General features: G+C 43.9%; 18 protein-coding genes. 4 read left to right on the forward strand and 14 right to left on the reverse strand.

Annotated features, from left to right (window positions below; translation table 11 throughout):
- Positions 1-1,152: an iron-containing alcohol dehydrogenase gene (locus MKZ09_RS20085; RefSeq protein ID WP_076133821.1), complete on the reverse strand. Its 1,152-nt coding sequence runs from the start codon at positions 1,150-1,152 to the stop codon at positions 1-3.
- 358 nt (positions 1,153-1,510) lie between these two features.
- Between MKZ09_RS20085 and MKZ09_RS20090 the strand changes: the two genes are divergently transcribed.
- Positions 1,511-2,266, forward strand: coding sequence for a DeoR/GlpR family DNA-binding transcription regulator (locus tag MKZ09_RS20090; RefSeq protein ID WP_076100077.1), 756 nt, complete (start codon positions 1,511-1,513; stop codon positions 2,264-2,266).
- 84 nt (positions 2,267-2,350) lie between these two features.
- Here the strand turns inward: MKZ09_RS20090 and MKZ09_RS20095 are convergent, their stop codons facing one another.
- The 3 genes from MKZ09_RS20095 to zwf all read right to left on the reverse strand — a co-directional run bounded on the left by MKZ09_RS20095 (position 2,351) and on the right by zwf (position 5,676).
- Positions 2,351-2,992 carry a class I SAM-dependent methyltransferase gene (locus MKZ09_RS20095; protein ID WP_076133822.1) on the reverse strand — a complete coding sequence of 214 codons (642 nt, stop codon included), beginning with the start codon at positions 2,990-2,992 and terminating at the stop codon, positions 2,351-2,353.
- A gap of 183 nt (positions 2,993-3,175) precedes the next feature.
- On the reverse strand, positions 3,176-4,069 hold the full coding sequence (gene gnd / locus MKZ09_RS20100; RefSeq protein ID WP_036688068.1) for a phosphogluconate dehydrogenase (NAD(+)-dependent, decarboxylating): 894 nt from the start codon (positions 4,067-4,069) through the stop codon (positions 3,176-3,178).
- 71 nt (positions 4,070-4,140) lie between these two features.
- Positions 4,141-5,676 carry a glucose-6-phosphate dehydrogenase gene (zwf, locus tag MKZ09_RS20105; RefSeq protein WP_076133824.1) on the reverse strand — a complete coding sequence of 512 codons (1,536 nt, stop codon included), beginning with the start codon at positions 5,674-5,676 and terminating at the stop codon, positions 4,141-4,143.
- 2,853 nt (positions 5,677-8,529) lie between these two features.
- On the opposite strand from zwf, the gene MKZ09_RS20110 reads away from it, so the two are divergent.
- Positions 8,530-9,417, forward strand: a complete 888-nt coding sequence (locus tag MKZ09_RS20110) for a fructose bisphosphate aldolase (RefSeq protein ID WP_076200757.1) — start codon at positions 8,530-8,532, stop codon at positions 9,415-9,417.
- A gap of 385 nt (positions 9,418-9,802) precedes the next feature.
- On the opposite strand, the gene MKZ09_RS20115 is transcribed toward MKZ09_RS20110, so the two are convergent.
- The 3 genes from MKZ09_RS20115 to MKZ09_RS20125 form a co-directional block, all read right to left on the reverse strand.
- Positions 9,803-10,165, reverse strand: a complete 363-nt coding sequence (locus MKZ09_RS20115) for a DUF1304 domain-containing protein (protein ID WP_076133826.1) — start codon at positions 10,163-10,165, stop codon at positions 9,803-9,805.
- A 163-nt stretch (positions 10,166-10,328) separates the two neighbouring features.
- Positions 10,329-11,162: a hypothetical protein gene (locus MKZ09_RS20120; RefSeq protein WP_143766637.1), complete on the reverse strand. Its 834-nt coding sequence runs from the start codon at positions 11,160-11,162 to the stop codon at positions 10,329-10,331.
- 92 nt (positions 11,163-11,254) lie between these two features.
- The gene (locus MKZ09_RS20125) at positions 11,255-12,838 is read right to left on the reverse strand and encodes a glycoside hydrolase family 43 protein (protein ID WP_076200754.1); all 1,584 of its coding nucleotides are present in this window, start codon (positions 12,836-12,838) and stop codon (positions 11,255-11,257) included.
- 121 nt (positions 12,839-12,959) lie between these two features.
- Here MKZ09_RS20125 and MKZ09_RS20130 point away from each other — a divergent pair, with 121 nt between their 5' ends.
- Complete coding sequence (locus MKZ09_RS20130) at positions 12,960-13,817, forward strand: AraC family transcriptional regulator (protein ID WP_076200752.1); 858 nt, start codon at positions 12,960-12,962, stop codon at positions 13,815-13,817.
- Positions 13,818-13,824: 7 nt separating this feature from the next.
- Here MKZ09_RS20130 and MKZ09_RS20135 read toward each other — a convergent pair whose 3' ends face one another.
- A complete protein-coding gene (locus tag MKZ09_RS20135) occupies positions 13,825-15,279 on the reverse strand; it encodes a glycosyl hydrolase family 28 protein (RefSeq protein ID WP_076200749.1) in 1,455 nt (484 codons plus the stop codon).
- A 212-nt stretch (positions 15,280-15,491) separates the two neighbouring features.
- On the opposite strand from MKZ09_RS20135, the gene MKZ09_RS20140 reads away from it, so the two are divergent.
- Positions 15,492-16,598, forward strand: a complete 1,107-nt coding sequence (locus MKZ09_RS20140) for a glycoside hydrolase family 88 protein (RefSeq protein WP_076200747.1) — start codon at positions 15,492-15,494, stop codon at positions 16,596-16,598.
- A 64-nt stretch (positions 16,599-16,662) separates the two neighbouring features.
- Here the strand turns inward: MKZ09_RS20140 and MKZ09_RS20145 are convergent, their stop codons facing one another.
- The 6 genes from MKZ09_RS20145 to MKZ09_RS20170 form a co-directional block, all read right to left on the reverse strand.
- Entirely contained in the window at positions 16,663-17,724 is a 1,062-nt protein-coding gene (locus MKZ09_RS20145) for a glycoside hydrolase family 76 protein (protein ID WP_076200745.1), read from the reverse strand.
- A 12-nt stretch (positions 17,725-17,736) separates the two neighbouring features.
- Positions 17,737-18,792, reverse strand: a complete 1,056-nt coding sequence (locus MKZ09_RS20150) for a glycoside hydrolase family 76 protein (protein WP_076200742.1) — start codon at positions 18,790-18,792, stop codon at positions 17,737-17,739.
- 33 nt (positions 18,793-18,825) lie between these two features.
- The gene (locus MKZ09_RS20155; RefSeq protein WP_076142466.1) at positions 18,826-19,713 is read right to left on the reverse strand and encodes a carbohydrate ABC transporter permease; all 888 of its coding nucleotides are present in this window, start codon (positions 19,711-19,713) and stop codon (positions 18,826-18,828) included.
- 33 nt (positions 19,714-19,746) lie between these two features.
- Positions 19,747-20,634 carry a carbohydrate ABC transporter permease gene (locus tag MKZ09_RS20160; RefSeq protein WP_076200739.1) on the reverse strand — a complete coding sequence of 296 codons (888 nt, stop codon included), beginning with the start codon at positions 20,632-20,634 and terminating at the stop codon, positions 19,747-19,749.
- Positions 20,635-20,698: 64 nt separating this feature from the next.
- The gene (locus MKZ09_RS20165; protein WP_076200736.1) at positions 20,699-22,003 is read right to left on the reverse strand and encodes an ABC transporter substrate-binding protein; all 1,305 of its coding nucleotides are present in this window, start codon (positions 22,001-22,003) and stop codon (positions 20,699-20,701) included.
- Between the two features lie 44 nt (positions 22,004-22,047).
- The gene (locus MKZ09_RS20170) at positions 22,048-23,313 is read right to left on the reverse strand and encodes a glycoside hydrolase family 125 protein (RefSeq protein WP_076200733.1); all 1,266 of its coding nucleotides are present in this window, start codon (positions 23,311-23,313) and stop codon (positions 22,048-22,050) included.
- Positions 23,314-23,368 lie beyond the last annotated feature (55 nt).

Here is a 23,368-nt window from a genome sequence, read left to right on the forward strand (position 1 = left end):
TTATAATATTTTTTTGAACAGTGTAATAACTTCTTCTTTAGTAGGAATAAAAGGGTTCCCTGGTGCACAAGCATCCTTCATCGAATTTTCAGCCAGAAGATCAAGATCTACTTCTTCTACACCAAGCTCGGATAATTTGGCTGGAATCCCTACTTCTTTAGACAACGCCTTGATCGACTCAATTACGAAATCTGCGCATTGTTTATCCGTTTGGTTCTCTACATTAAGTCCAATCGCTTTAGCAATGGATCTGAATTTCTCAGGCACATATTTGGCATTTTCTTCTTCCACAAAAGGCAGCAGCATCGCGTTACATACGCCGTGCGGCAGATCGTATACGCCGCCCAGCTGATGCGCCATCGCATGCACATAACCAAGCCCCGCATTATTGAAAGCCAATCCGCCAAGGAATATCGCGTATACCATCTGTTCACGCGCTTCGATATCATGGCCATTCTTCACAGTACGAGCCAGATTAGCAAAAATTAGCTCCACTGCGGCTAGTGCCGTAGCATCAGTTACCGGATAAGCTCCTGGCGTCACCAACGCTTCAATCGCATGAGTCAGTGCATCCATACCCGTGGCCGCGGTAAGTGCAGCGGGTTTCTCAACCATAAGCTCAGGATCGTTGACTGAAATCGTCGCAAGGCTGTTTTTATCTACCATAACCATCTTCACTTTGCGTTCTTCGTCTGTGATTACATAGTTAATGGTCACTTCAGCCGAAGTACCGGCTGTGGTATTCACGGCAACAATCGGCAGTGATTTATGCTTAGACTTGTGTACACCTTCATATTCTTTGATATGACCGCCATTTGTGGCAAGGATACCAATGGCTTTGGCAGTATCCTGTGGTGATCCACCGCCGATGGAAATCAGATAATCACAATTCTGCGACTTGAGATAATCTACGCCATCGTGGACATTTTTACAGGTCGGATTGGGTTTCACTTCATCATAGATGGCATATTCAATCCCCGCTTCCTCCAATACCGCCAGCAATTTACCAGCAATGCCACTTTTCATAAGGAATTTGTCCGTAACTACAAGCGCCTTTTTTAATTTAAGCTCTTGGATGTATGGACCAATCTCCTGCAAGCATCCTTTGCCCATAATATTGATCGATGGAACATAATACACATGCGTGCTCATTGCTTGACCAGCCTCCTAAAGTTAATTTATCAACACCAAAGTTTTACACACAACTCTGCAAGCTAGAGCGTAGTATCCCGGCTGCAGCGTCTCAGGCTGGCCTCTGAATCGCAACTGGGCCGGCTCTGGTATCTTTCAAATCTAATTACCACTACAGAACTTCTTTTCTCCTTCATCGTATGCCCGTAAATCTTTGTTGTCAACATTTTAAATATTATTTATGTTGTTTTTATTTGTTTTATATCCGTTTTGTGAATATTATTGGAAAACAAACATGATTCTACGTTGATTTTATTGCAAAACACAGATATTTGGAGCTATGATTAAGGAATATACAGATTTCGGAAAGGTGATCCCTATGCTTGCAGCTGAAAGACGCAAAAAAATCATAGATCTTGTTCATCAGGATAAACGAGTTTTAGTCTCTGATCTAAGCCGGATGTTTGAAGTTACAGAAGAGACGATACGCAGAGACTTGGAGAAGCTGGAGAAGGATGGCATCCTAAGCCGAACCTATGGCGGGGCCATGCTGAATCGTCACACGAACGAGGATTTGCCTTTTGTTACACGCAATGCGCTGAATACAGATATCAAACGGGGAATCGCCCTTAAGGCGCTTGATTTAATCAATGATGGAGATACGTTAATGGTGGATCCTAGCTCCACAGCCTTTGAGTTTCTAAAACTGCTTGGCAATAAAAACAATTTGACCATTATCACGAACTCGATTAATATTTTGCATGAGTTCTCGAATTCAGGGATGGATATCATCTCTACCGGTGGTTCTTTACGTTACCGATCCATGTCACTCGTGGGTCCTGTAGCACATGACACCATTCAAAGATACAATGTGGACACTGCGGTTATCAGTTGTAAAGGAATAGATATGGAGCGGGGCATCACAGATTCTAATGAACCGGAGTGTGAGCTCAAGAAATATATGCTACGTCAAGCTAACAAGGTCATACTCCTGGCCGATCACACCAAATTCGATAAGACCGCCTTTACGAAGCTGATCGAGCTTGGCCAAATCGACTTTTTGATCACAGACCGCCAGCCTTCTGAGGTTTGGTTGAAGCGTTTGAACAAAGAGAATATTGAGCTTCTCTATTGATCGGGCTCAAATGCCTTCGGTGCCCAATTAAAAATGCCGTTCCCCAATGAGTAATGGGTGACGGCATTTGTTGTATAAAGATGATTATCTTTTTGTATAAACCTGAGAGTTTGGGACTACGTTGACTGTTGATTTGGGATTTTCGCGTTGCACTTGCGTTGTGGTTTTTTTCCTGCAAATATAAACTAGCGCTGGTGGGAAATTCAGCAGCACCCACTTCGTGTGTAGGATCTCAAAATGCTGGCTCAACTCTGTTTTCATCCGCGGAAAATATTCATAGGTTATAAACCACCCTCCTTCTTTTAAAGAAGAAATGATCTGTTCCATAAACCTAGTGCGGTCTGGCTTCGAGAAATTCATCAAAGACAAACTACTCACGATACAATCCAGCTTCTCCAGACTGCTGTTATGAAGCGCAAGACGCAGCCGGAGACAATCGTTGTTGCAGAAACATCCGGGGAATTCCTCTCTTAATTGCCTGCGAAAATCAGGATCTATTTCAAATAGAAGAACATTCATACCGGTCTTTTCTCCACGCGGAATAAACCTTGTGATTGCACCAGTCCCCGCACCCAACTCAGCCATAGAATGCACTTGGTTCCAAGGCACTGGATCAAGCAATGTCTGGGCCAGCCAATGTGAACTGGGAGTCACACTACCATATTGTCGGGGCGCATGCAGAAATTTATTTAGAAAATGAAGTCGCTCACGAATTCCACTTCGCATGAAATCTCCCCCTTGCTTCCTAACTTACCCTTCTACCCCTAAAATATGTAAACTGCATTAAATTCGTACTCCATCTATACTTCCCATTATCTATTCCCCTTAAAATAAAAAGCCCAAATTTCTCCGCAACATAAATTGCGGGAAATTCGAGCTTGTAAACACTCAATTCAGAGTCGGCTAATCTTATTTAGTTTCCACAGCATGTCCGCCGAATTCGTTACGCAGTGCAGCAACTACTTTGCCAGTGAATGTGTCGGTCTCAAGGGAACGGTAACGCATCAATAACGCCATTGCGATAACCGGAGTCGCCGCTTGTAGATCAAAGGCGGTTTCAAGCGTCCATCTGCCTTCACCAGACGAATGCATAATGCCCTTGATCTCATCTAGTTTAGCGTCCTTCGAGAAGGCACGTTCCACAAGTTCCATCAGCCATGAACGGATAACAGAGCCGTGATTCCACACCCGAGCTACTTCCTCAAAGTTGTAGTCAAATTCACTCTTTTCAAGAACCTCAAAACCTTCACCGATAGCAGCCATCATGCCGTATTCGATACCGTTATGCACCATTTTTAGAAAATGGCCGCTACCTGCCTTACCAGCATATAAAAAGCCGCTTTCTACAGCTGTATCACGGAAAATAGGCTCCACAACCTCCCAAGCTTCGGGATCTCCGCCAACCATGTAACAAGCGCCATTACGAGCACCTTCCATACCGCCAGAGGTACCTGCATCCATAAAGTGAATCCCGTGCTCCTTCAATTCCTCATACCGACGAATAGATTCCTTGTAGTGCGAGTTTCCCGCTTCAATAACGATATCACCTTTAGACAATTGTGGAGTGAGTTCAGCGATTACTGAATCAACGACTTGATGCGGAACCATGATCCAAATGATTCTTGGTGTTTCCAATTGCTGCACCAATTCAGGAAGCGTTACTGCTCCACTAGCGCCTTTAGCTTTCATTTCTTCTACAGCAGGTGCATTCAGATCAAAAGCAACTACCTCATGTCCATGATCCAGCAAATTTTGACCCAAATTAAAACCCATTTTTCCTAACCCAACTAATCCTACTTTCATGTAAATTCCCTCCGATTTATAGATTCTTGTGATGTATTTTAGCTAAATTGGCAAAAAAAACAGGCAGGGGCTTAAGCCCCTGGCCGTATAGATTCCTGCGCTGCTGCAACTTCTGCTTGAGCGTCGAGAAGATCTGACTCCTGATCTGCATCATCAAACCACCAGCGGTCTTCACCCAAAAGCTCCACAGCCGCATCTGGACCATAAGAACCTGAAGCATAGGTATGAAGTGGCATTAGCCCCTCTTCCATAGCTTCCTGGATTGGTGTAACCCATTGCCATGACAGCTCGACTTCTTTCCAGTGAGCGAAGAAAGTGGCATCACCACGAAGCGCATCAAAGATCAGATTTTCGTAAGCTTCTGGTACGTCTGAAGTTCCGGCTTCATAAGTAGCGAGGACAGGTTCAAGTTTCCCTTTTTGCAGCTGATCCTTCGTATTCAACTGAAGCGTAATGGCTTCATTCGGACCGATCTCGATAATGAGTAGATTTGGAACGTCATTCCCTTTATTTTTGTTATTGTTATCATTAAACGGTTCTTTAAATTCTATAACAATTCTTGTTGATTTCTCTTTCATTCTCTTGCCGGTACGGATATAGAACGGAACTTCATTCCACAATGGATCATCTATAAACAATCGCGCTGCAATAAACGTCTCATTTTGTGAGGATTGGCTAATTCCTGGTTCATCTAAGTATCCTGCAACAGATTTACCTTTAATTTCACCTTCAGCATATTGTCCGCGGACAACATATTGATTAACTTCGTCTTTACTTAGCGGAATGAGGCGCTCCATGACATATCTTTTCTTCCCACGGATCTCTTCAGGTGTACTGCCTTTTGGAAGCTGCATCGCCATCATCATGAGCAATTGCAGCATATGGTTCTGGAACATATCACGAAGTGCCCCAGCTTTATCATAATAGCCTGCCCGTTCTTCAACGCCAACAATCTCACTCGCCGTAATTTGCACATTTGCGATATATCGATTTTTCCACAGTGCTCTAAGCACAGGATTTGAATATTTTAGGACTTCCAGATTCTGAACCATCGGTTTACCCAAGAAGTGGTCAATTCGGAAAATCTCCTCTTCAGTAAATACGGCATTCAAGCTGTCATTTAACTCTCTTGCTGTTTGCAAATCTGTACCAAAAGGCTTCTCAATAATCAGACGCTTCCAGCCCTTCGTAGATCCCAGACCACTGGAGTGAATATTGGCGGCAATTTCCTTGAAAAACTCAGGACCCACCGATAAATAGAACATCCGATTCTCCGGAATGTTAAAAAATTGCTCACGACGTTTAACATGCTCCAGTAGCTTCAAATAATCCTCTGTATTACCTACATCTAGAACGCTATATTCAAAAGCTTCCAAGAAAACCTGCAACTGTGGAGATTCTACTGCCGGCTGTCTAGAAAATGTCTGCAAAGATTGCAGGACTTGCTTACGGAAAGCTTCGGTTGAAACTTCTCTTCTTCCTAATCCAATCACTGAGAGAGGACCTGAAATTTGACCATCTAAAAAGAGGTTATATAGTGCAGGATAGATTTTACGTTTTGCTAAATCTCCTGTAGCGCCAAAAAGCACAAATGTTGATGATTCCACTTTCATTCCTCCCGCTGTTATATATTATTTATTAACTTACTTTTAATTACTAGCATACTCAGTAGAATCAATCATACGACTGATATTTTTATTCGTCAACCTCATTTCGACATTTACGAAAAGTTATTATTTTCACAAAGCTTCAAATTGGTAATTATGATTAATGTCACATCAATTATCTTATTGGATTATTCGTATTAAATTACTGGGAAATAATCCACAAATAACTTAACAACCCGCTCCCAGCATGGGTTTAGGCGCTCTGACTTAACACACTCTGATTTAAAATTGTTCATACAAAGCTGTTTACAACATAAACAAAATTCCCAGTCGCCTAAATATGCTCATCCTTCCACTGTGTTTAAACTAACTTTAAGTAATGAAGTGGTTTGGTCTGGCGTGCCTTGATGAAGACTATGCGCTTTGATTCCAAGTTTGGGAATTAAGCATAAAAAGTGACTGCTTCGAGGAATATTATTTGAGAATACTTCGAAGGAATTTTCGCTGAGCACATTGGAGTGGCTTGGAGTCTGCGAAGAGAACGATTGGGGATGAGATGACGTTGCAAAGAGGCCCATTGGGGATAGGTTGAAGTTTGCTAAGAGTACCATTGGGAACGAGTTGAGGTGTGCTAGGTGAACCTTGTGAAATGAAGTGAACCCTGTGATTGTAGTTTGCTAAGGGAAGGGAAGCCTGTGAATGTCTTGAGTTTGCTAGGTGAACCATTGGGATTGTTCTGAAGTTTGCTAGGAGTACCCTGTGAGTGTAGTTTGCTAAGTGTGCGCTTTGGGGGATCACTTTAAAGTTCGCATCGAGCGTCTTTAGTTTCTGCTTGGAGTAACATTATGTTTACCCGCATCTCCGCTGCGGCGAGATCGGATCTTGGAGACCTTAGCGTCGATTCTTACTCGTCTGCGGAGGCTTTATGTCCACACTAACTATGGGTTCGGACTCAGGAGGCGCTATTTCACAGATTTTGGTCATTTCGCCATGCTATCGGACTCAGCTGCAGCTATTCGACCAAATCCACTCCTCTTTGGAGCAAAAACTTGGCAATAAGAGCTATGCGGTCCGATACTTCTGAATAATGCTCCAAAAACACCAAATAGCTGCGATACAGTTCGAACGATGCTGTAGTATCTTCAATCTTGGCTAGTCCGGACTCAGGTGACCTCAGACGTCGATTCGTACTCGTCAGTTGAGGCTTTATGTCCACACTAACTATGGGTTCGGACTCAGATGACGCTATATGTCGATTCTTAATCGTCTGCTGAGGCTACTCGTCCCCGCCATCGACGGTCCGGACTCAGGAGACGCTATTTCGCAGATTTTGATCATTTCGCCATGCTATCGGACTCAGGTGCAGCTATTCGACCAAATATACTCCTCTTTGGAGCAAAAACTTGGCAATAAGAGCTATGCGGTCCGATACTCCTGAAAAATGATCCAAAAACACCAAATAGCTGCAATACAGTCCGAACGATGCGGTAGTATCATCAATCTTGGCTAATCCGGACTCAGATGACCTCAAATTTCGATTCGTACTCGTCTGCGGTGGTTTTATGTCCACACCATGGAAGAAACTGACTCAGGTGCCCTCAAACGTCGATTCGTGCTCGTATGCGGAGGCTCCACGTCATCATCATCAACTGTCCGGACTCAGGAGACGCTATTTCGCAGATTTAGCCCATTTCGCCATGCTATCGGACCCAGATGCAGCTATTCGACCAAATATACTCTTCTTTGGAGCAAAAACTTGGCAATAAGAGCTATGCGGTCCGATACTTCTGAATAATGCTCCAAAAACACCAAATAGCTGCGATACAGTCCGAACGATGCTGTAGTATCTTCAATCTTGGCTAGTCCGGACACAGGTGACCTCAGACGTCGATTCGTACACGTCAGTTGAGGCTTTATGTCCACACTAACTATGGGTTCGGACTCAGATGACGCTATACGTCGATTCTTAATCGTCTGCTGAGGCTACACATCCTCGCCATCGAAAGTCCGGACTCAGTGGCGCTATTTCACAGATTTTGGTCATTTCGCCATGCTATCGGACTCAGCTGCAGCTATTCGACCAAATCCACTCCTCTTTGGAGCAAAAACTTGGCAATAAGAGCTATGCGGTCCGATACTTCTGAATAATGCTCCAAAAACACCAAATAGCTGCGATACAGTCCGAACGATGCTGTAGTATCTTCAATCTTGGCTAGTCCGGACTCTGGTGACCTCAGACGTCGATTCGTACACGTCAGTTGAGGCTTTATGTCCACACTAACTATGGGTTCGGACTCAGGTGACATTCTACTTCGATTCTTACTCGTCTGCGGAGGCTACGAGTCCCCGCCATCGACGGTCCGGACTCAGGAGACGCTATTTCGCAGATTTTGATCATTTCGCCATGCTATCGGACTCAGGTGCAGCTATTCGACCAAATCCACTCCTCTTTGGAGCAAAAACTTGGCAATAAGAGCTATGCGGTCCGATACTTCTGAATAATGCTCCAAAAACACCAAATAGCTGCGATACAGTCCGAACGATGCTGTAGTATCTTCAATCTTGGCTAGTCCAGACTCAGGTGACCTCAGACGTCGATTCGTTCTCGTATGCGGACGCTGCAAGTCCTCGCCATCGATAGTCCGGACTCAGGAGACCTTACACGTAGATACCACGTCATCCTCATAGAACAGCCGGACCCAGAAGTCCTTATATCGCAGATTCAAACCCCCTTACAATAGACTAGTTACCAGCCGAGTTTACAATACCATTTGTTTAGAGCCGCTACATTAAGTGTTATAGTTAATGAACATATAAATTTTCATTCAGTTCACGAAAGGAAGGAGAATTTTCATGAATATGGAGCAATGGGAAAGAATTCGGACGGGACAGGGATTTATAGCTGCCTTGGATCAAAGTGGTGGCAGTACACCAAAAGCGCTGCTGCAATATGGTGTTGCAGAGGACAGTTACTCTAATGAAGATCAAATGTATGGGTTGGTTCACGAGATGAGAACGCGCATTATCAAGAGCCCTGCATTTGATTCTAAGCATATACTGGGTGCAATCTTATTTGAGAACACAATGGATCGTTCCATAGACGGGCAATATACTGCCGATTTTCTATGGGAGAAAAAAGGGATTGTGCCTTTCCTGAAAATTGATAAAGGGCTTGCCGACCCTGAAGACGGAGTACAACTAATGAAGCCTATTCCAGGCTTGAGTGATCTTCTGAAGCGGGCCAACGAACGTAAGATCTTTGGTACAAAAATGCGCTCGGTGATTAAAGAGGCTAACCCTGCTGGTATCAAAAAAGTGGTTGAACAGCAGTTTGAAATCGGTAAGCAAATTTTAGCAGCGGGACTCGTTCCTATTATCGAACCGGAAGTTGATATCCACAGTGCTGATAAAACAGCTTCAGAGAAGCTGTTAAAAGAAGAACTATCGGCCCAATTGTCTACGCTGGGCAAAGACGTGAAGGTCATGCTTAAGCTCTCCATCCCAACGGAGAATAATTTCTACCGCGAATTAATGGATGACCCTCATGTTTTGCGAATTGTCGCTTTGTCCGGCGGTTACACACAAGCGGAGGCCAACGATAAGCTCGCCCATAATCAAGGACTGATCGCCAGCTTCTCACGTGCGTTATCACAGGGACTAAGCGCTGTGCAGTCAGAAGAAGAGTTTAACGCGCTCCTCTCCAAATCTGTAGAAGCGATTTATGCAGCCTCTATTAAATAAGATCCTCATTTAAACCAGCACATAAAAAGAGCTGTTTCCCTGACAGGTGATCCCTGCTGGGTAGCAGCTCTTTTTTTATGATGAGAATTTACTTTTAAAGTCTAGAACTTTCAGATTAAACGCCATTCTGTCTACTCATTCAGCCCACACAAGCATGTAATGGGTTTGAAAAAGTCCCTTAAATCTTATCTAAGGACCACACCTGTACCTATAACACATTAATCAACCACTTCTCTACTGTTTTTTGGTACACCTGTTCATAATTCCTGTCCTGTTTTTAATCCAGCGCATTTCCTTACCCGATAATTTCTTGATCTTACGCAAAAAAGGCTTCCACCACGCATGTACGCGAGGTAGAAACCTAATCGATTACTTCTATGTTATCTTAAATCGAAACCACGAGGATTAATGCAATTAAAGCTGGAAGACCTTGCATAAACAAAATAGACTTTTTCACCGTCAGTCCACCATATAATGCCGCCACAATAACTGTTGCCAAGAAGAAAATTTCAATTTGATGGCCGAAATTTACATTCGGATGAACCAATCCCCAAATTAAACCTGCCGCCAAAAATCCATTGTATAACCCTTGGTTCGCTGCCAGTGTTTTAGAAGCATCCGCAACTTCCTGTGTCATTCCAAAGACTCGAAGCCCTTTTGGCTTTGACCAAGCGAACATTTCTAAATAAACAATATAGATATGTATTAACGCAACAACACCGACCATAATATTAGCTACCCATACCATCAAAATAACCACCTTCATTTAATTTGTGTACAATTTAATTGTATCACATGAAATCTAAAAAATGTATACAAAATCCCATAAACAATTCGACACTAAAAAAAGAATAGCCATAATCTTCAAAAAAAAGACTATCGCTATTCCATACGTAATGTTTTATGAAATTCTAAAATACTTTTGCAGCAATATAAACGGTTACGCTATTGTAAAAACCATAAAGAGAGCCATTGCTCCAGACGAAATTGCTAGGATCTGTAATTGCCGTATTTTGAGACGCTTGATGTCCATGTTTCTCTGACCATAAACCTGAGCTATTTTGAAGCATGAAGTGGTAATCAACGTTATCCTCAGGAATATCGACTTTACCATTGCCATTTGAGTCGATCCACCCCACTCTAAGTGCAATTCGATGTTCATCGGAATTAATCGCTGCAGTTCGGCCCGGAAGTATCCGCCAACCCGGCTTAAAGTATAAAGGATTCGTATTGCCATCTTGAACTACAAGACCAGCAGTATAATACACATTAGTAAAATAGGCAGGATCTCTGACATTCGAGACCCCGTCTCCATCACCAGGATTGATTGCTCCTGGAAATCTTAAGGCATAACCATAACAGTTAATCCCATAACTATTTTCGGCTGTATACGGCCACGCATGACCATATGCGGAAGATAGAGTGGCTTGCGGAGAATCTGGTTCAAAAGTAGGTGTTATCAGCTCCGGTGCCAGCAATTCATTATTTATAAGATTGTCATCTGCCGGAGGTACAAAGCTTGAAGACTCTTTGAGTTCTCCAACTGTAGTAACATTTCCTTGTGTGTCCACAATAATCGTATCGTCGCCCTTCCATTCTCCAACCCAAACCTTTTCCGGTCCAGAAGTCTGGACTTCTTTCAAATTACTCACGTCGACGTCGATGGGTGCGGCCATTGCAGCAGAGGACAGGGCCAGATTCAGCAAGAGCGTGCAGGTTATTGCGGCTTTATAAGTCTTTTTCAAAATCATAAACATCCCTTTCTATGTAAGATAAGTAAAAATTAACATTTTATCCTAAAATAGAATATGAAGAATGTTATGGTTTTTCCGAACCCCTATAAAGCTTTATATTCAAAATAGTCAAAATAAGCTGGCTTCGCTTGCTGATCCAAATCCTGAGCACATACCCCGACATAGGAACCGGTAAAGCCAAGCTTGCCGCCATATTCATCCGAAAGCGTACCAAAATCTAAGGGAGTACAGACAGCTGTCCAATTCACCCCGTCTGATGAAGCATAAAACAACAGATCACGTCCATGAATTTCCGCCTTTAGATAATAACGATCCCAATTCTTCACAGAGAGTTGCATAGAGGAAATCTCATCGTATTTACCACCTCTACACAGCACAACACCCAAACTAGTTCCACGAATCTCATCAGCGGTAACACGCAAATAATAGTAATCACTGTCATCATAATAGAGGACTAATCCAGCCATTTGCAGGAAGCTATCCGGCTCGAATTCCAGACAGGTTGTCGCTGAGCATTCAAAATGTTGAATCGGCCGGGCAATTAAACTCTGATCATGCAGTGAAGCTAACGACTCTCTGCCGCGCAGACGAAGAAAACCCGGACGTTCCTTCAAGCTAACCCAAGATTCATCAAAGGGCACACGCAAGCTTTGGTATGGAAATCCAAGAACCTCTCCATCAAATTCATCTCTGTTTGGCAGCTCCTCAAAAGTGAATATCGGCAGTTCAGGAGCCACGGTCTCCAATGCAGGTAGCTTCCCTCCGTGGGCCAATCGCAACCAGCCATCCTCTGTCCATTCACAGCGTTGAATAGCAGTTTCCCGGCCTAACGGATTCATCGTTGACGTTCCCGGAATCGGACGTGCGCATAAATGCGCCATGTACCAGTCCCCATTCTGAGTCTCTACGAGCGATCCGTGCCCTGCTTGCTGAAACGGGTAGGTCAGATCATGCGCCGTGGTCATAATCGGGAAATCCGGATCAGTCTCATAAGGACCTGTGAGGCTTCGGCTTCTAGCTAAAGTAACCATATGGTTGATGCCAGTGCCCCCTTCAGCTGTCAGTAAGTAATAGTACCCATCCTTCTGGTACAATTGCGGACCTTCGGTCACTCCGATAGGTGTCCCTTTATAAATTTCATGGATAGGTCCCGTTAATTTGCCAGTCTCCGGGTCATATTGCTGCATAACGATGCCAGAGAAGTTATTGTGATTTTTACGGAAATCCCAACGCATATTAAGCAGCCATTTGGTCCCGTCCAGATCATGGAATAAAAATGGATCAAATCCGCTGCCATTAAGTCTAATCGGCTCACTCCACGGGCCCATGATATCCGTCGCTATAATTAAATAATTATGCAGATCTTTATATACACTTTTGCGAGATTTCACATCTGTAAATAGCAGATAAAATACGCCTTGATCATAAGAAAGCGCTGGTGCCCAAATGGAACCAGAGCTTACGTTACCACGCAGATCTATTTGTGAGGCTTCAGTCAGAACACGTGAAATGGAATGCCAATGAACTAGATCCTTGGAATGATGGATTTCTACACCTGGAAACCATTCAAAAGTAGATGTTGCGATATAATAATCATCCCCTACTCTAATAAAAGACGGATCTGGATGAAAACCTGCCAACACCGGATTAACAATTTTTCGCGTCATAATGTTACCCTCCACTACCGGATTTTTCATAGTTTAATGTATTTATTGTATCGCTTTCATAACGATTAAAGTTATAATGGAATATAAGAAAATGTTTGTATTTTGTCATCTTGGAGGGCCTATGAAGCAGCTGTTCGAACCTGTTGTTTTTGAAGAACATAAGACCTTGATTTGGGATTATAAAATATATACCGACGACTATTACAAAGGTTATTATCACTGGCATCAATGCTGTGAAGTCATGTTCGTGTATGGCGGACAGGGAAACGTTGTTGTGAATCAGCAGATGTACGATATTCGCAGGGGAATGTTATTCTTTTTCCAACCCTATCAGCTGCACCGGATCTATTCTGAGGTTTCTCCCGAGTGTCCTTTTGAACGAACCATCTTCTACATTGATCCACATGTTGCTGAGCACCTGCTGGAGGGTTTTGCGAAAAGAAAGGCTTTATTCACAGCGCTTTGGCAAGGGAAAAATACACATTGTGCCTTTGATCTTAAGGATCACGTTGAGTCTGTGGAGTGGATTCTGGAGCAATATAACCACAATAAAAAAGTCAGTCTGACTGAGGATACCGAAGACATTTCACTGTTAATTCTTCAATTATTGAGCAGTATAGGAACTGAAGATCAGCATGTATTCCAATCCGGAGAACGGCGAACCTTGCGCTATTCTGAGAAAATCATGAGTTTTATCGAAGAGCATTATCATGAGGAGGTTAATCTGGATCAGTTAGCTGAGGAGATTCATCTGTCCAAATCCTATATCTCCAGAATCTTTCATCAGGAAACCGGAGGAAGGCTTGTTGATTATCTGACTGCCCGCCGGATCAAACAGGCCTGCCGCTTGTTAGGAACGACAGACCTGCCTGTGGAGCAAATCGGAATCACAGTTGGTTTTCCAAATGCCTCTTATTTCAATCAACTGTTCAAAAGAGTCTTAGGGACGACGCCGTTAAAATATAGAAAAAGTAATTAGATCTAATCTACACAACCGTATTTTTTTCAGTAACGAAGAGTATATTCTCAGCAAAATGATTAATATCTATCAGCTCTGGGCGGGGGGCGTCCATCAGTTCACCATTGATCCTTAAATTGACAAAGGTCACATTTGAAACAGCTCTCTCTTCGTCATATCCATAAATTCGTGAAGGGTTGGCCGTCCCCCTATAGCTGATGTCGCGAAATGTAATGTCCCGGATACTTGTCCCCGGCTCTGGATTGTAGTCCTTGTTATAGACCACCCGCACATCAATTAGCTGCCCCTGCTCAATACGCTCCACACGTATATTCTCATAAAGAACATTACATACCTTATTTCGATCCCCGGCATTAATCGCCAGTGCCCCCCAATAGTTCTCTTGCGGTTCGTGATGATTCAAGATATCAAGATTTGCAAAAACAATAGACTCGATGGTGTCCCCGTTCCGTTCATGGTCCCCATGTGTACCAATCATCAATGGATGAGCGACATCCGCCCACAAAATGGAATCACGAACGCTAATATTGCGGGTATCTCCATAAAAATCCCATCTCGAGCCATAGATAGCAATACAATCATCAGAATTACGCATAAAAACATCCCGGATCCTAACCTCGGAACTAGACATAATATCAATGCCATCAGACCACCCCCGAGTGCTAAACGATTTGAAATTATCAATCACAATCTGCTCAGACTGCCCGATGAAAATGCTGTAATGTGGCGGATCAATCACGGTAATACCTTCCACATTTATAGATCGTGAAAAAACAATTCGTATCCCTCGAAAGGCCGAGAATCGATGAAAATCCGCAAGATAAATTATACCGCGACCACGAATGGATACATCATGAACTCCCTCGCATACCAAGGAACCTACAAGCACTGAACCTCCGGCAAGATACACCGTGGTTTCCGAAGGGACCGGCAATACTGTTTCTTCTATATAATGTGTGCCCGGAGCGAAATAAAGCACCTTCCTCTTTTCACGAGGATCAGCAGCGGCATTATCCAGCAGACGTAAAAGATCAGGTTTCCGGTGTATACCCGGTTGGACTACTAAGACATTAGCATCCTCTGGTTGAGGGGCATCCTTCTCCTTAGGGTTAGCAAATAAATGCAGATTCCGAAAAATATCACCGTTGATCTCAATCGATAACTTTTGCGGACCCGTTAGCTTAAACAAAAGGGTATTTCCATGATGTTCGTAAGTGATCCCACGCGAAGCCGGAGCAATGTTCACACAATCAATCTCCGTATAAAGACAGGTGACTTCAACTTCTACTGTACCTTCCAGATCAAAATAAGCCATGGATGCAGGACGTACCTCATGCATATCTACCTTAACCTCGTAAATAAACAAGCTCTGCCATTCTCCTTCAGGCTGCCGTACTCTGACCTTATAATCCTCACGTCCCGGGATATCTTTAGGTGCTTTATATACTTGTAAATCATCCACTTTACCATCCTCCTGTTCATGTAGATTGTATCGCTTCCAACTCCGATAAAGTTTTAATGTGTTATGCAGAAATGTTTGTATTTTGTCAGTTATAAATTAAAAGCCAACTTCAACATGACAATAATTAAACATTTCCTTATATCAAAACACAACTTTCCTGAGCTTTAGAAAGCTATACTCATAACATTCTAAATACACTGGAGGCAGTAACAATGACAAACCCTTATTGGCAAGAGATCATGGGTAGACTCGATACAAAAGTAGAACGTATGATAGAGCAGATCGGTGATAAGTGCCCGCATTTCGCCGGAAAAGATGGCAAATTTGATGATATCGGTTCAGATTGGTGGACTACAGGGTTCTGGCCTGGACTCCTCTGGATCATGCATGATATGACCGGAAAAAATCTTTACAAGGAGGCCGCTTGGCATTGGGACGGTACCTTGGAGGAATGGTTTATTAAACCAACAGTTGAGATGCATCACGATGTGGGATTCCAATTCCTACCGACAGCTGTAATCAAACATACAATTACAGGTGACGAAGATGCCCTGCGCAGAGGAATTGAAGCAGCGAACTTCCTCGCTGCCCGCTATAATCCTGTAGGCAAATTCATCCGCGCATGGAATGAAGATAAATACGGCTGGGTAATTATCGACTGTATGTTAAATATCTCCCTGCTGTTCTGGGCCAGCAAAGTGACAGGTGATCCCCGCTATAAGCATATTGCAATTAGCCACGCCGAGACGACGATGCAATATGGCATACGTGAGGATGGATCCACCAAACATATTATTTCTTTTGACGCAGAGACAGGTGCTTATCTTGAGAATTTTGGTGGCCAAGGATATTCGGCTGAATCCTCTTGGAGCCGAGGAACGGCTTGGGGACTGTACGGCTTCATCAATACTTATCGCCACACTGGAGATGAACGTTTCCTGAACACTGCTAAACGGATCGCACATTATTTCATCTCTGCTTTGCCAGTGGATCAAGTCCCTTATTGGGATTTCCGCCTAGAGGATGATACCCGAATGTTCCGAGATAGCTCCGCAGCCTCTATAGCCGCTTCAGGATTATTAGAGCTTGCAGATATCGTACCCTTAGGTGAAAAAAGTCTATATGCAAATGCAGCGGAGCGAATTCTGCGCTCACTGACGGAAAATTACGCAACCTGGGAGCTGCCGGAGCATGAAGCGATTTTATTGCACGGAACTGGCAGTGGCAATTCCTTCATTGATGTATCCCTGATCTATGGAGACTACTATTATATTGAGGCTATCGCTAAATTAAATGGCTGGAAACATCGGATCTTCTAATTGCAGATAGTTAATTTAAACAACAAAAAGACACCTCTCTTGAGGTGTCTTTATATATTTCAGGCTATTCGTTCACCAGTGCCGCAGCACCCTCCAGTAGCATCAAGCCGCTGAGTTGAATACTCAGCTGAACCGGAAGCTCCGGTTTCACTTCCCACGATGAACTGCACAGTCCCAGTTGTTTATCCAGACCTTTTTCCCACAACTGTATTGCATTGGCCATGATAACTTCACGAATCCTGCTAACCTCAGGAACCTCTTTACAGAGCTGAACCAAATAACGAATCAGAATGCCCTTGAACAATCCAGTATCATCAACACCTTCATCAGGTAACATCAGATTAATTGGATCGCATAACCGATCAATACATGTATTAGCCGTTCGATTCGCATCTTCTAAGTAATGAACATCACCCGTATTCTTGTAAAGCTCTAGGCCAGCGCCTAGAAACACTCCCTGACAGTAAGTAAACTCCCAATCGTAATCGATTTGGCCATCCCCGAGTCTATTCATCCCATCCCACACAAAACCAGTCGTAGAATCCATCAAATATGTTTTGTTCCATTCATAGATACGGAGCGCCCACTCCAAATCCTCTTGCTTATGAAAAAGTTCATATAACCGGGCTGCAAGGACGACGGCAGGTGCATTGGCAGGTGTGTTTTTATAATCGAGCTGATCCTTCTTCCACGCCAGACCTCCACCCAACAGTTCATTCCAAGCCGTCTTAATATCCTCCCATAGATCAAGCACAGCATTTAAATAGACTTCATGTCCTGTAACCCGATAAGCACGCAGCAACGCCAATGCTGTCCATTCCATATCATCATAGTAATTATGCCTGAAAGTCTCCCCGTTATAAGCTTGCAGACTCTGACTTAGCTCCTTAATTCTCAAGGAATACACAGGATCTCCACTACGCTCATAACCATCTACTAAAATATCAATGACATGAGCCTGCCACCAATAATAAAAGTTTTCCCCCGCAACGTTGTACTCTCTGGGATACCATTGGTTCATGATCCCCGTCTCAGCATTATAATAATTACGTAGTAGACATTGTTGGAACCACTCGGACTTTTCCCGCCAACTGACTGCTTCTATGGCTTCCTTTGCTTGTGTCATTAAGAACTCACCTCAACCCTGTTCCTTAGTTAATTCAGCCATCTTCTCCAGCAGCTTGATCGCACTAAGCTGGGAGCTGAGCTGAATTACACCAGCAGAGGACGAAGTCCAATCTGTGCCAAACAACACTGTGTCCTCTGACTTTCCTTGTTCCCAGAGACATTCTGCATTCGCACGCAGGAAATCAACAGCATCAACTGCTGCAGAATCAGCTTTGACCCATTCAGCTGTATAGCGAATCAGGATCCCTTTAAACAGTCCCGCATCACCATTCCCTTCATCTGGCAGCACACCTCCCTGAGAGTCAGCAAGTTCATGGGCTGCGGCGGCAAAGGTTAGGTGAGCATCCTCTAAATATTCCTGCTCTTTAGTGATACGGTACAGTTCAACTGCTGCGCCAATGAAAATACCTTGGTTGTAGGAGTATTTCCAATCTTTATCGATCTTTCCATCACCAGTGCGATTCATGCCATCCCATACAAAACCCGTTGCCGGATCTACTAGATGCTCTTTTTGCCATCTGTATATTTTTAACGCCCATTCAAGATTGCTGGCTTCACCAAAAGCTTGATACAAGCGTGCCGCAAGTATAGCTGCCGGTGCGTTGGCTGGTGTATTTTTATAATCCAACTGTGATTTCTGCCAAGCAATCCCACCGCCCATATGCTCGTTCCAGCCTGTCTGAATGTCATTCCATAAAAGAAGGGCTGTATCTTTATAACCTTCCACTCCTGTTGCATGATAAGCACGAAGCCACGCGAGAGCCATCCATTCCATATCATCATACAACTCGTTTGGCCATACTCCACCATTTCGCTGAAGCAGACCTTCATGAAGTGCGGAAAGCCTTTCGGCATACCAGTTCTCTCTAGTCCGCTGTAGTCCATCTACCAATACATCCACAGCATGGGCCATCCACCAATAATGAAAAATCGTGTTGCATTCTCCATTTGGACAAGGTGTTTCTATATTGTACATTTTGATCGCTTCATTCCAGAATAATGAATCCAATGCAGCTTGTGCTTGATTCGCCCGTTCCTCCCAAATCCCTATCTCCAATTGGTTCATATAGACTCTCTCCCTGGTTCGATTTTTATTGCATTAACCCTTAATACCACTGAAGGCTATCCCCTGTACAAAATAACGCTGAAGCGCTAAAAACAACACCAATATCGGCAAGATTGCTACCAGCGCTCCAGCCATCATTGGACCGTAGTCTGTTTGAAAATTATACGAGAAAGCTTGAAGTCCCATCTGAATCGTTGCTTTGTCGGGATCATTCAGCACAATCATTGGCCATAAGAAACTGTTCCAGCCCGCTTGGAAGGTAAAGATACTTAAAGTAGCCAGCGCCGGTTTAGTCAGCGGCAAATATATCCGCCAAAATATTTTAAACTCTCCACAGCCTTCAATCCGGGCCATTTCCATCATGTCACTAGGTAAGGTGAGAAAGAATTGCCGCATAAAGAACACAGCAAAGGTTCCAGAAGCGCCCGGAAGAATAATCCCCCAGAATGAGTTCATCAGCCCGTTACCCCCGCTACCAAAAATATCATTGCCTCCAAAAAGAGGAATATGGCGCATGACATAAACCGTGGGGATCATCGTCACAATGCCTGGTATCATCATCGCCGCAAGCAGCACGCGGAATATTGGCTTATTGAGCTTAAAATTCAGCTTTGCGAACGCGTATCCACTGATAGAACCAAAGAACAGATTCGCCAGTACACCCGCTACTGCAAGTACAAGCGAATTCCAGAAATAGAGCGCAAACGGAACCGTAGTAAATGCCTTACGATAGTGTTCTAAGGTCAAATGTGAAGGAAACCACCGGATGGGCATGGCGAATATCTCTTCGTCAGGCTTCAAGGATGTAAGAACACTCCAATAAAAAGGTAGAAACATTACGATGGCAATAACAATGCACACTATATAATAGATAGATTTACTTAAGCTTCTTTTTAATAACGAACTTCCGCTAGTATCCATACCTCTATCCCCCTTCTGCATGGCAAGCCCGGCTTATACAATGGACTCCTCCGCCTTTGTGATCCGCATGTTTATAAGTGAGAATATGAGAATCGCCACAGCAAGCACAAATGCTTGTGCAGACGCATACCCCATTTGCAATTGATTAAAGCCCTGCTGATAGATCAGATAAACTGGAGTCTTTGTCATATTCGCCGGCCCCCCCTGCGTCAGCACAAAAGCTTGGTCGAACAACTGCAACGCACCAATGATTGACATCGTACTGACAAGAAAGGTCGTTGGTCGCAGCTGCGGCCAAGTAATAAACCGGAAACAAGCCAGCTTATTAGCACCGTCCAGCCGTGCAGATTCATACAAATAGTCAGGCACGCCTTGCAGACCTGCCAAGTAGATAATCATATTAGAACCTACCGATTGCCAGAGGGTAAGCATAATAATGGACAACATCGCCGTTCGTGTCTCGGATAACCAAGCTGGACCCGTAATCCCAACATAGGACAACAACCCGTTAACCAAACCAAATTCAGGATGTAAAAGCCAGATCCATACCGTAGCTGCAGCAACAGCGGATGTAAGGGTAGGCAGATAATTCAATGTGCGGAACAACTTTACCCCACGCCAGGATCGACTAAGCAGAATCCCGAGGAGAAGCGAGATCAGAATATTAAGTGGAACGAAAATGATGGAATACAGAAATACATTTCGGAATGTTTTCCATAACAAACTGTCCTCTATCAAACGGCGATAGTTATCAAAACCGATCCAATCGTTTCTACTAAGTACGTCGTAGTTGGTGAAGCTTAAATATAGCGCCATTACCACGGGGATGACCGTGAATACTGTAAACAGCAATACCGTGGGTGTAATAAACAGATAAGCCGTCCGCGCCTGATGTTTCTCTAGCTTTCTGATGGAAGCCATTTCAGCTACCCCCTCCTAAGCAAAAGGGAGGCGAAACCTCCCTTTACTTCAAATGTCTTACTTATTACTTCACTACTTCATTATCCTTCAGCATTTTGTCGCCCTCTACTTGCGATTTCTTCAAGGTCTCATCAATGCTCATCTTGTTTTGCTGGTTAAGCTGCAAATTAGGGGCCAAAGCATCAGTCTCCATTACGGAATATCCAGGGTGGTTCGGACGAACCTTGGCGAACTCCAACGTTTCCAGAAACGGCTGCCACTTTGGATCATCCTTGAAAAATGGATCTTCCATCGATGGCTTATAACCCGGCAGGTTTAGACTCGTCTTTGCCCAGAGCAACGCGTTATCCTTGTTCGCTGTCCACCATTTGATGAACTCCCATGCCTCTTCCTTATGTTTGGAGCCTTCTGGAATCACTAGCCCAAATCCCCCCATGACACTGCCTTTATCACCATTTGGTCCGGCTGGAGGAGGAACGATTCCATAATCCAGGTCTTTACCATATTTGTTATAGGTGCTGAGCATCCACGGACCGGAATACAGCATAGCCACTTTACCTGTGACAAAAGCATCTTGTCCTTCACCAAGTCCAAGTTCGAACCCTACTTTATACACTTTGTCCTTGTTCATTAGGCGATCCCAGAACTCAAGCACTTGCTTGCCCTGCTCATTATTAAAATTGGTCTTTCCATCCTCTGTAAGCATGGTGCCGCCAGCCTGTTGGAGATACATATTAAAAAGTCCCAAATCTCCCATGGAAAAACCTGCAGTCTCCAGTTTATTGCCATTCCATTTCGTTAGCTTCGTAGCCGCTGCCTCTAGCTCATCCCAAGTTGTTGGAGGCTGAAGTCCTGCCTCTGCGAGCAGCTTCTTATTATAGAAAAGAGCACGTGCATCTACTGTAAGCGGCAGCCCATATAATTTGTCATCGTATGAAAGCTCCCGTAGGGATTCACTGTAGAAATCATCTTCGGAAATGCCGTCACGCGTTAAGTATTCATCCACCGGATGCAGTACATTTTTCGGGGCATACAGCGAAGTTCTCCAACGGTCCCAAAACAGTACATCAGGAGTGCCGCCATTGGTCGCAGAAGTTAGGAATTTCGTGATCATATCCTGTTGCAGCACATATTTTACGTGAATTTTTTCCTGCGATTTATTAAAAGCATCCACCATGGTCTCGAATTGCTTCTGCCCCTCACCGCCCCAATCTCCCCAGAAGGTAAGCTCTGTCTTTTTCCCGGTACTGCTCCCAGCTTTGCTTGTGTTTCCGGTCTCTTTGTCCGCAGATCCGTTATTACCACCGCAGCCCGCAGCAAGAGCAGTAGTCATTACCAAAACAATTGAGGTAACCAGCCATTTTTTCATGTTCTCTATCCCCTTTAGAGTCGATTATAAAAACCTTGTTGGTCTCAACCGCGCTTAATTTGCCTACCACAGCGCATGAGTACAAGCTCACAGAACATCATGTTTGCCCAAGAGAACCATGGACGTGTAAATTCATCAGGATTATCCACATGAAACCCTTCATGCATAAATCCAGTTCCAGCATCCGTCTTCTCCAGCAGCTGAAGTAAGGCTTCCTGTTCCTCAAAGCGGGTAGATGTCATTCCCTGCATCGCTAAAGCTATGGGCCAGATGTACCGATTTGGCGTATGCGGACTTCCAATGCCAGCAGCCGCTTTTCCAGCGAAAAAATAGGGATTAGTGCTACTTAAAATAAGTTCACGGGTATTTTTATAGATAGGATCATCAGCAGTCACATAACCCAAATAAGGGATGGAGAGAAGACTCGGTACATTTGCATCATCCATAATATTCACCTGTCCCAGACCATCTACTTCATAGGCATAGACCGTCCCAAACTCTGGATGTTCTACAATTCCATACTCACTTATTCCCTTATTGAGCTGGTCAGATAGTTTTCTAGCTTTCTTTTCCAGCTCCTGATCACCTAAAATCTCACGGGCAATTTCACACACATATCGTAAAACAACCACCGCGAACATATTGGCTGGAACCAAATACCCATATTCACAGGCATCGTCACTAGGACGAAATCCAGACCAAGTCATTCCGGTATAAGCCGTCAACGTCCCTTTGCCTTCTCGAGCTAACGTATCCGTGGGCGGACAGTTCATCCGTTGAAAAAGATATTTTGAATCGCGCTCATGGTTCTGTTCGGTAGTCCATAATGTTATGATTCTTTCTACGCCTGTTACAAACGACTCATTAAACTGACTAGTACGGCCCGAATTCTTCCAGAGCAGATAACTCAGTTGGATTGGATAACATAACGAATCAATTTCATATTTTCTTTCCCAGACTCCCGGGCTCATCTCCGTCAGATCCTCTTGGTGGCCATGCCCACTTTCTTCTTCATTGAATGCGTTAGCATATGGATCAAGCTGGATGTAAGTAAATTGTCTACGTACAAGTCCCTCAATCATGTCTGCAATTTCTTCATCTTCGGAGGCAAGGATTAGGAAAGGTCTGACCTGTGCGGCGGAATCCCGTAGCCACATCGCTGGAATATCTCCGGTAATAACAAAAGTGCTTCCGTTTGGCATTCGTTTTAAGGTTGTGTTCCAGGTGTTAGCCATACATTTCTCGAACATTTCGGCTAATTTCGGGCGATCACTCAGCTGTGCTTTTACGCTAGATGCCAGTTTATGCATCGACTCGGGTATTTCTCTAGTTGCTTTCAGTTATAATACCCCCTTTTTCTTTTTA

It is taken from the genome of Paenibacillus sp. FSL R5-0908, assembly GCF_038006245.1.
GTDB classification, from domain to species: domain Bacteria; phylum Bacillota; class Bacilli; order Paenibacillales; family Paenibacillaceae; genus Paenibacillus_AQ; species Paenibacillus_AQ odorifer.

What these genes read in the sequence shown, in the direction of transcription:
- MKZ09_RS20085 (WP_076133821.1), bottom strand. Translation starts at nt 1,152, where the DNA reads ATGAGCACGCATGTGTATTATGTTCCATCGATCAATATTATGGGCAAA.
- MKZ09_RS20090 (WP_076100077.1), top strand. Translation starts at nt 1,511, where the DNA reads ATGCTTGCAGCTGAAAGACGCAAAAAAATCATAGATCTTGTTCATCAG.
- MKZ09_RS20095 (WP_076133822.1), bottom strand. Translation starts at nt 2,992, where the DNA reads ATGCGAAGTGGAATTCGTGAGCGACTTCATTTTCTAAATAAATTTCTG.
- gnd (WP_036688068.1), bottom strand. Translation starts at nt 4,069, where the DNA reads ATGAAAGTAGGATTAGTTGGGTTAGGAAAAATGGGTTTTAATTTGGGT.
- MKZ09_RS20110 (WP_076200757.1), top strand. Translation starts at nt 8,530, where the DNA reads ATGAATATGGAGCAATGGGAAAGAATTCGGACGGGACAGGGATTTATA.
- MKZ09_RS20115 (WP_076133826.1), bottom strand. Translation starts at nt 10,165, where the DNA reads ATGGTATGGGTAGCTAATATTATGGTCGGTGTTGTTGCGTTAATACAT.
- MKZ09_RS20125 (WP_076200754.1), bottom strand. Translation starts at nt 12,838, where the DNA reads ATGACGCGAAAAATTGTTAATCCGGTGTTGGCAGGTTTTCATCCAGAT.
- MKZ09_RS20130 (WP_076200752.1), top strand. Translation starts at nt 12,960, where the DNA reads ATGAAGCAGCTGTTCGAACCTGTTGTTTTTGAAGAACATAAGACCTTG.
- MKZ09_RS20140 (WP_076200747.1), top strand. Translation starts at nt 15,492, where the DNA reads ATGACAAACCCTTATTGGCAAGAGATCATGGGTAGACTCGATACAAAA.
- MKZ09_RS20145 (WP_076200745.1), bottom strand. Translation starts at nt 17,724, where the DNA reads ATGACACAAGCAAAGGAAGCCATAGAAGCAGTCAGTTGGCGGGAAAAG.
- MKZ09_RS20150 (WP_076200742.1), bottom strand. Translation starts at nt 18,792, where the DNA reads ATGAACCAATTGGAGATAGGGATTTGGGAGGAACGGGCGAATCAAGCA.
- MKZ09_RS20155 (WP_076142466.1), bottom strand. Translation starts at nt 19,713, where the DNA reads ATGGATACTAGCGGAAGTTCGTTATTAAAAAGAAGCTTAAGTAAATCT.
- MKZ09_RS20160 (WP_076200739.1), bottom strand. Translation starts at nt 20,634, where the DNA reads ATGGCTTCCATCAGAAAGCTAGAGAAACATCAGGCGCGGACGGCTTAT.
- MKZ09_RS20165 (WP_076200736.1), bottom strand. Translation starts at nt 22,003, where the DNA reads ATGAAAAAATGGCTGGTTACCTCAATTGTTTTGGTAATGACTACTGCT.
- MKZ09_RS20170 (WP_076200733.1), bottom strand. Translation starts at nt 23,313, where the DNA reads ATGCATAAACTGGCATCTAGCGTAAAAGCACAGCTGAGTGATCGCCCG.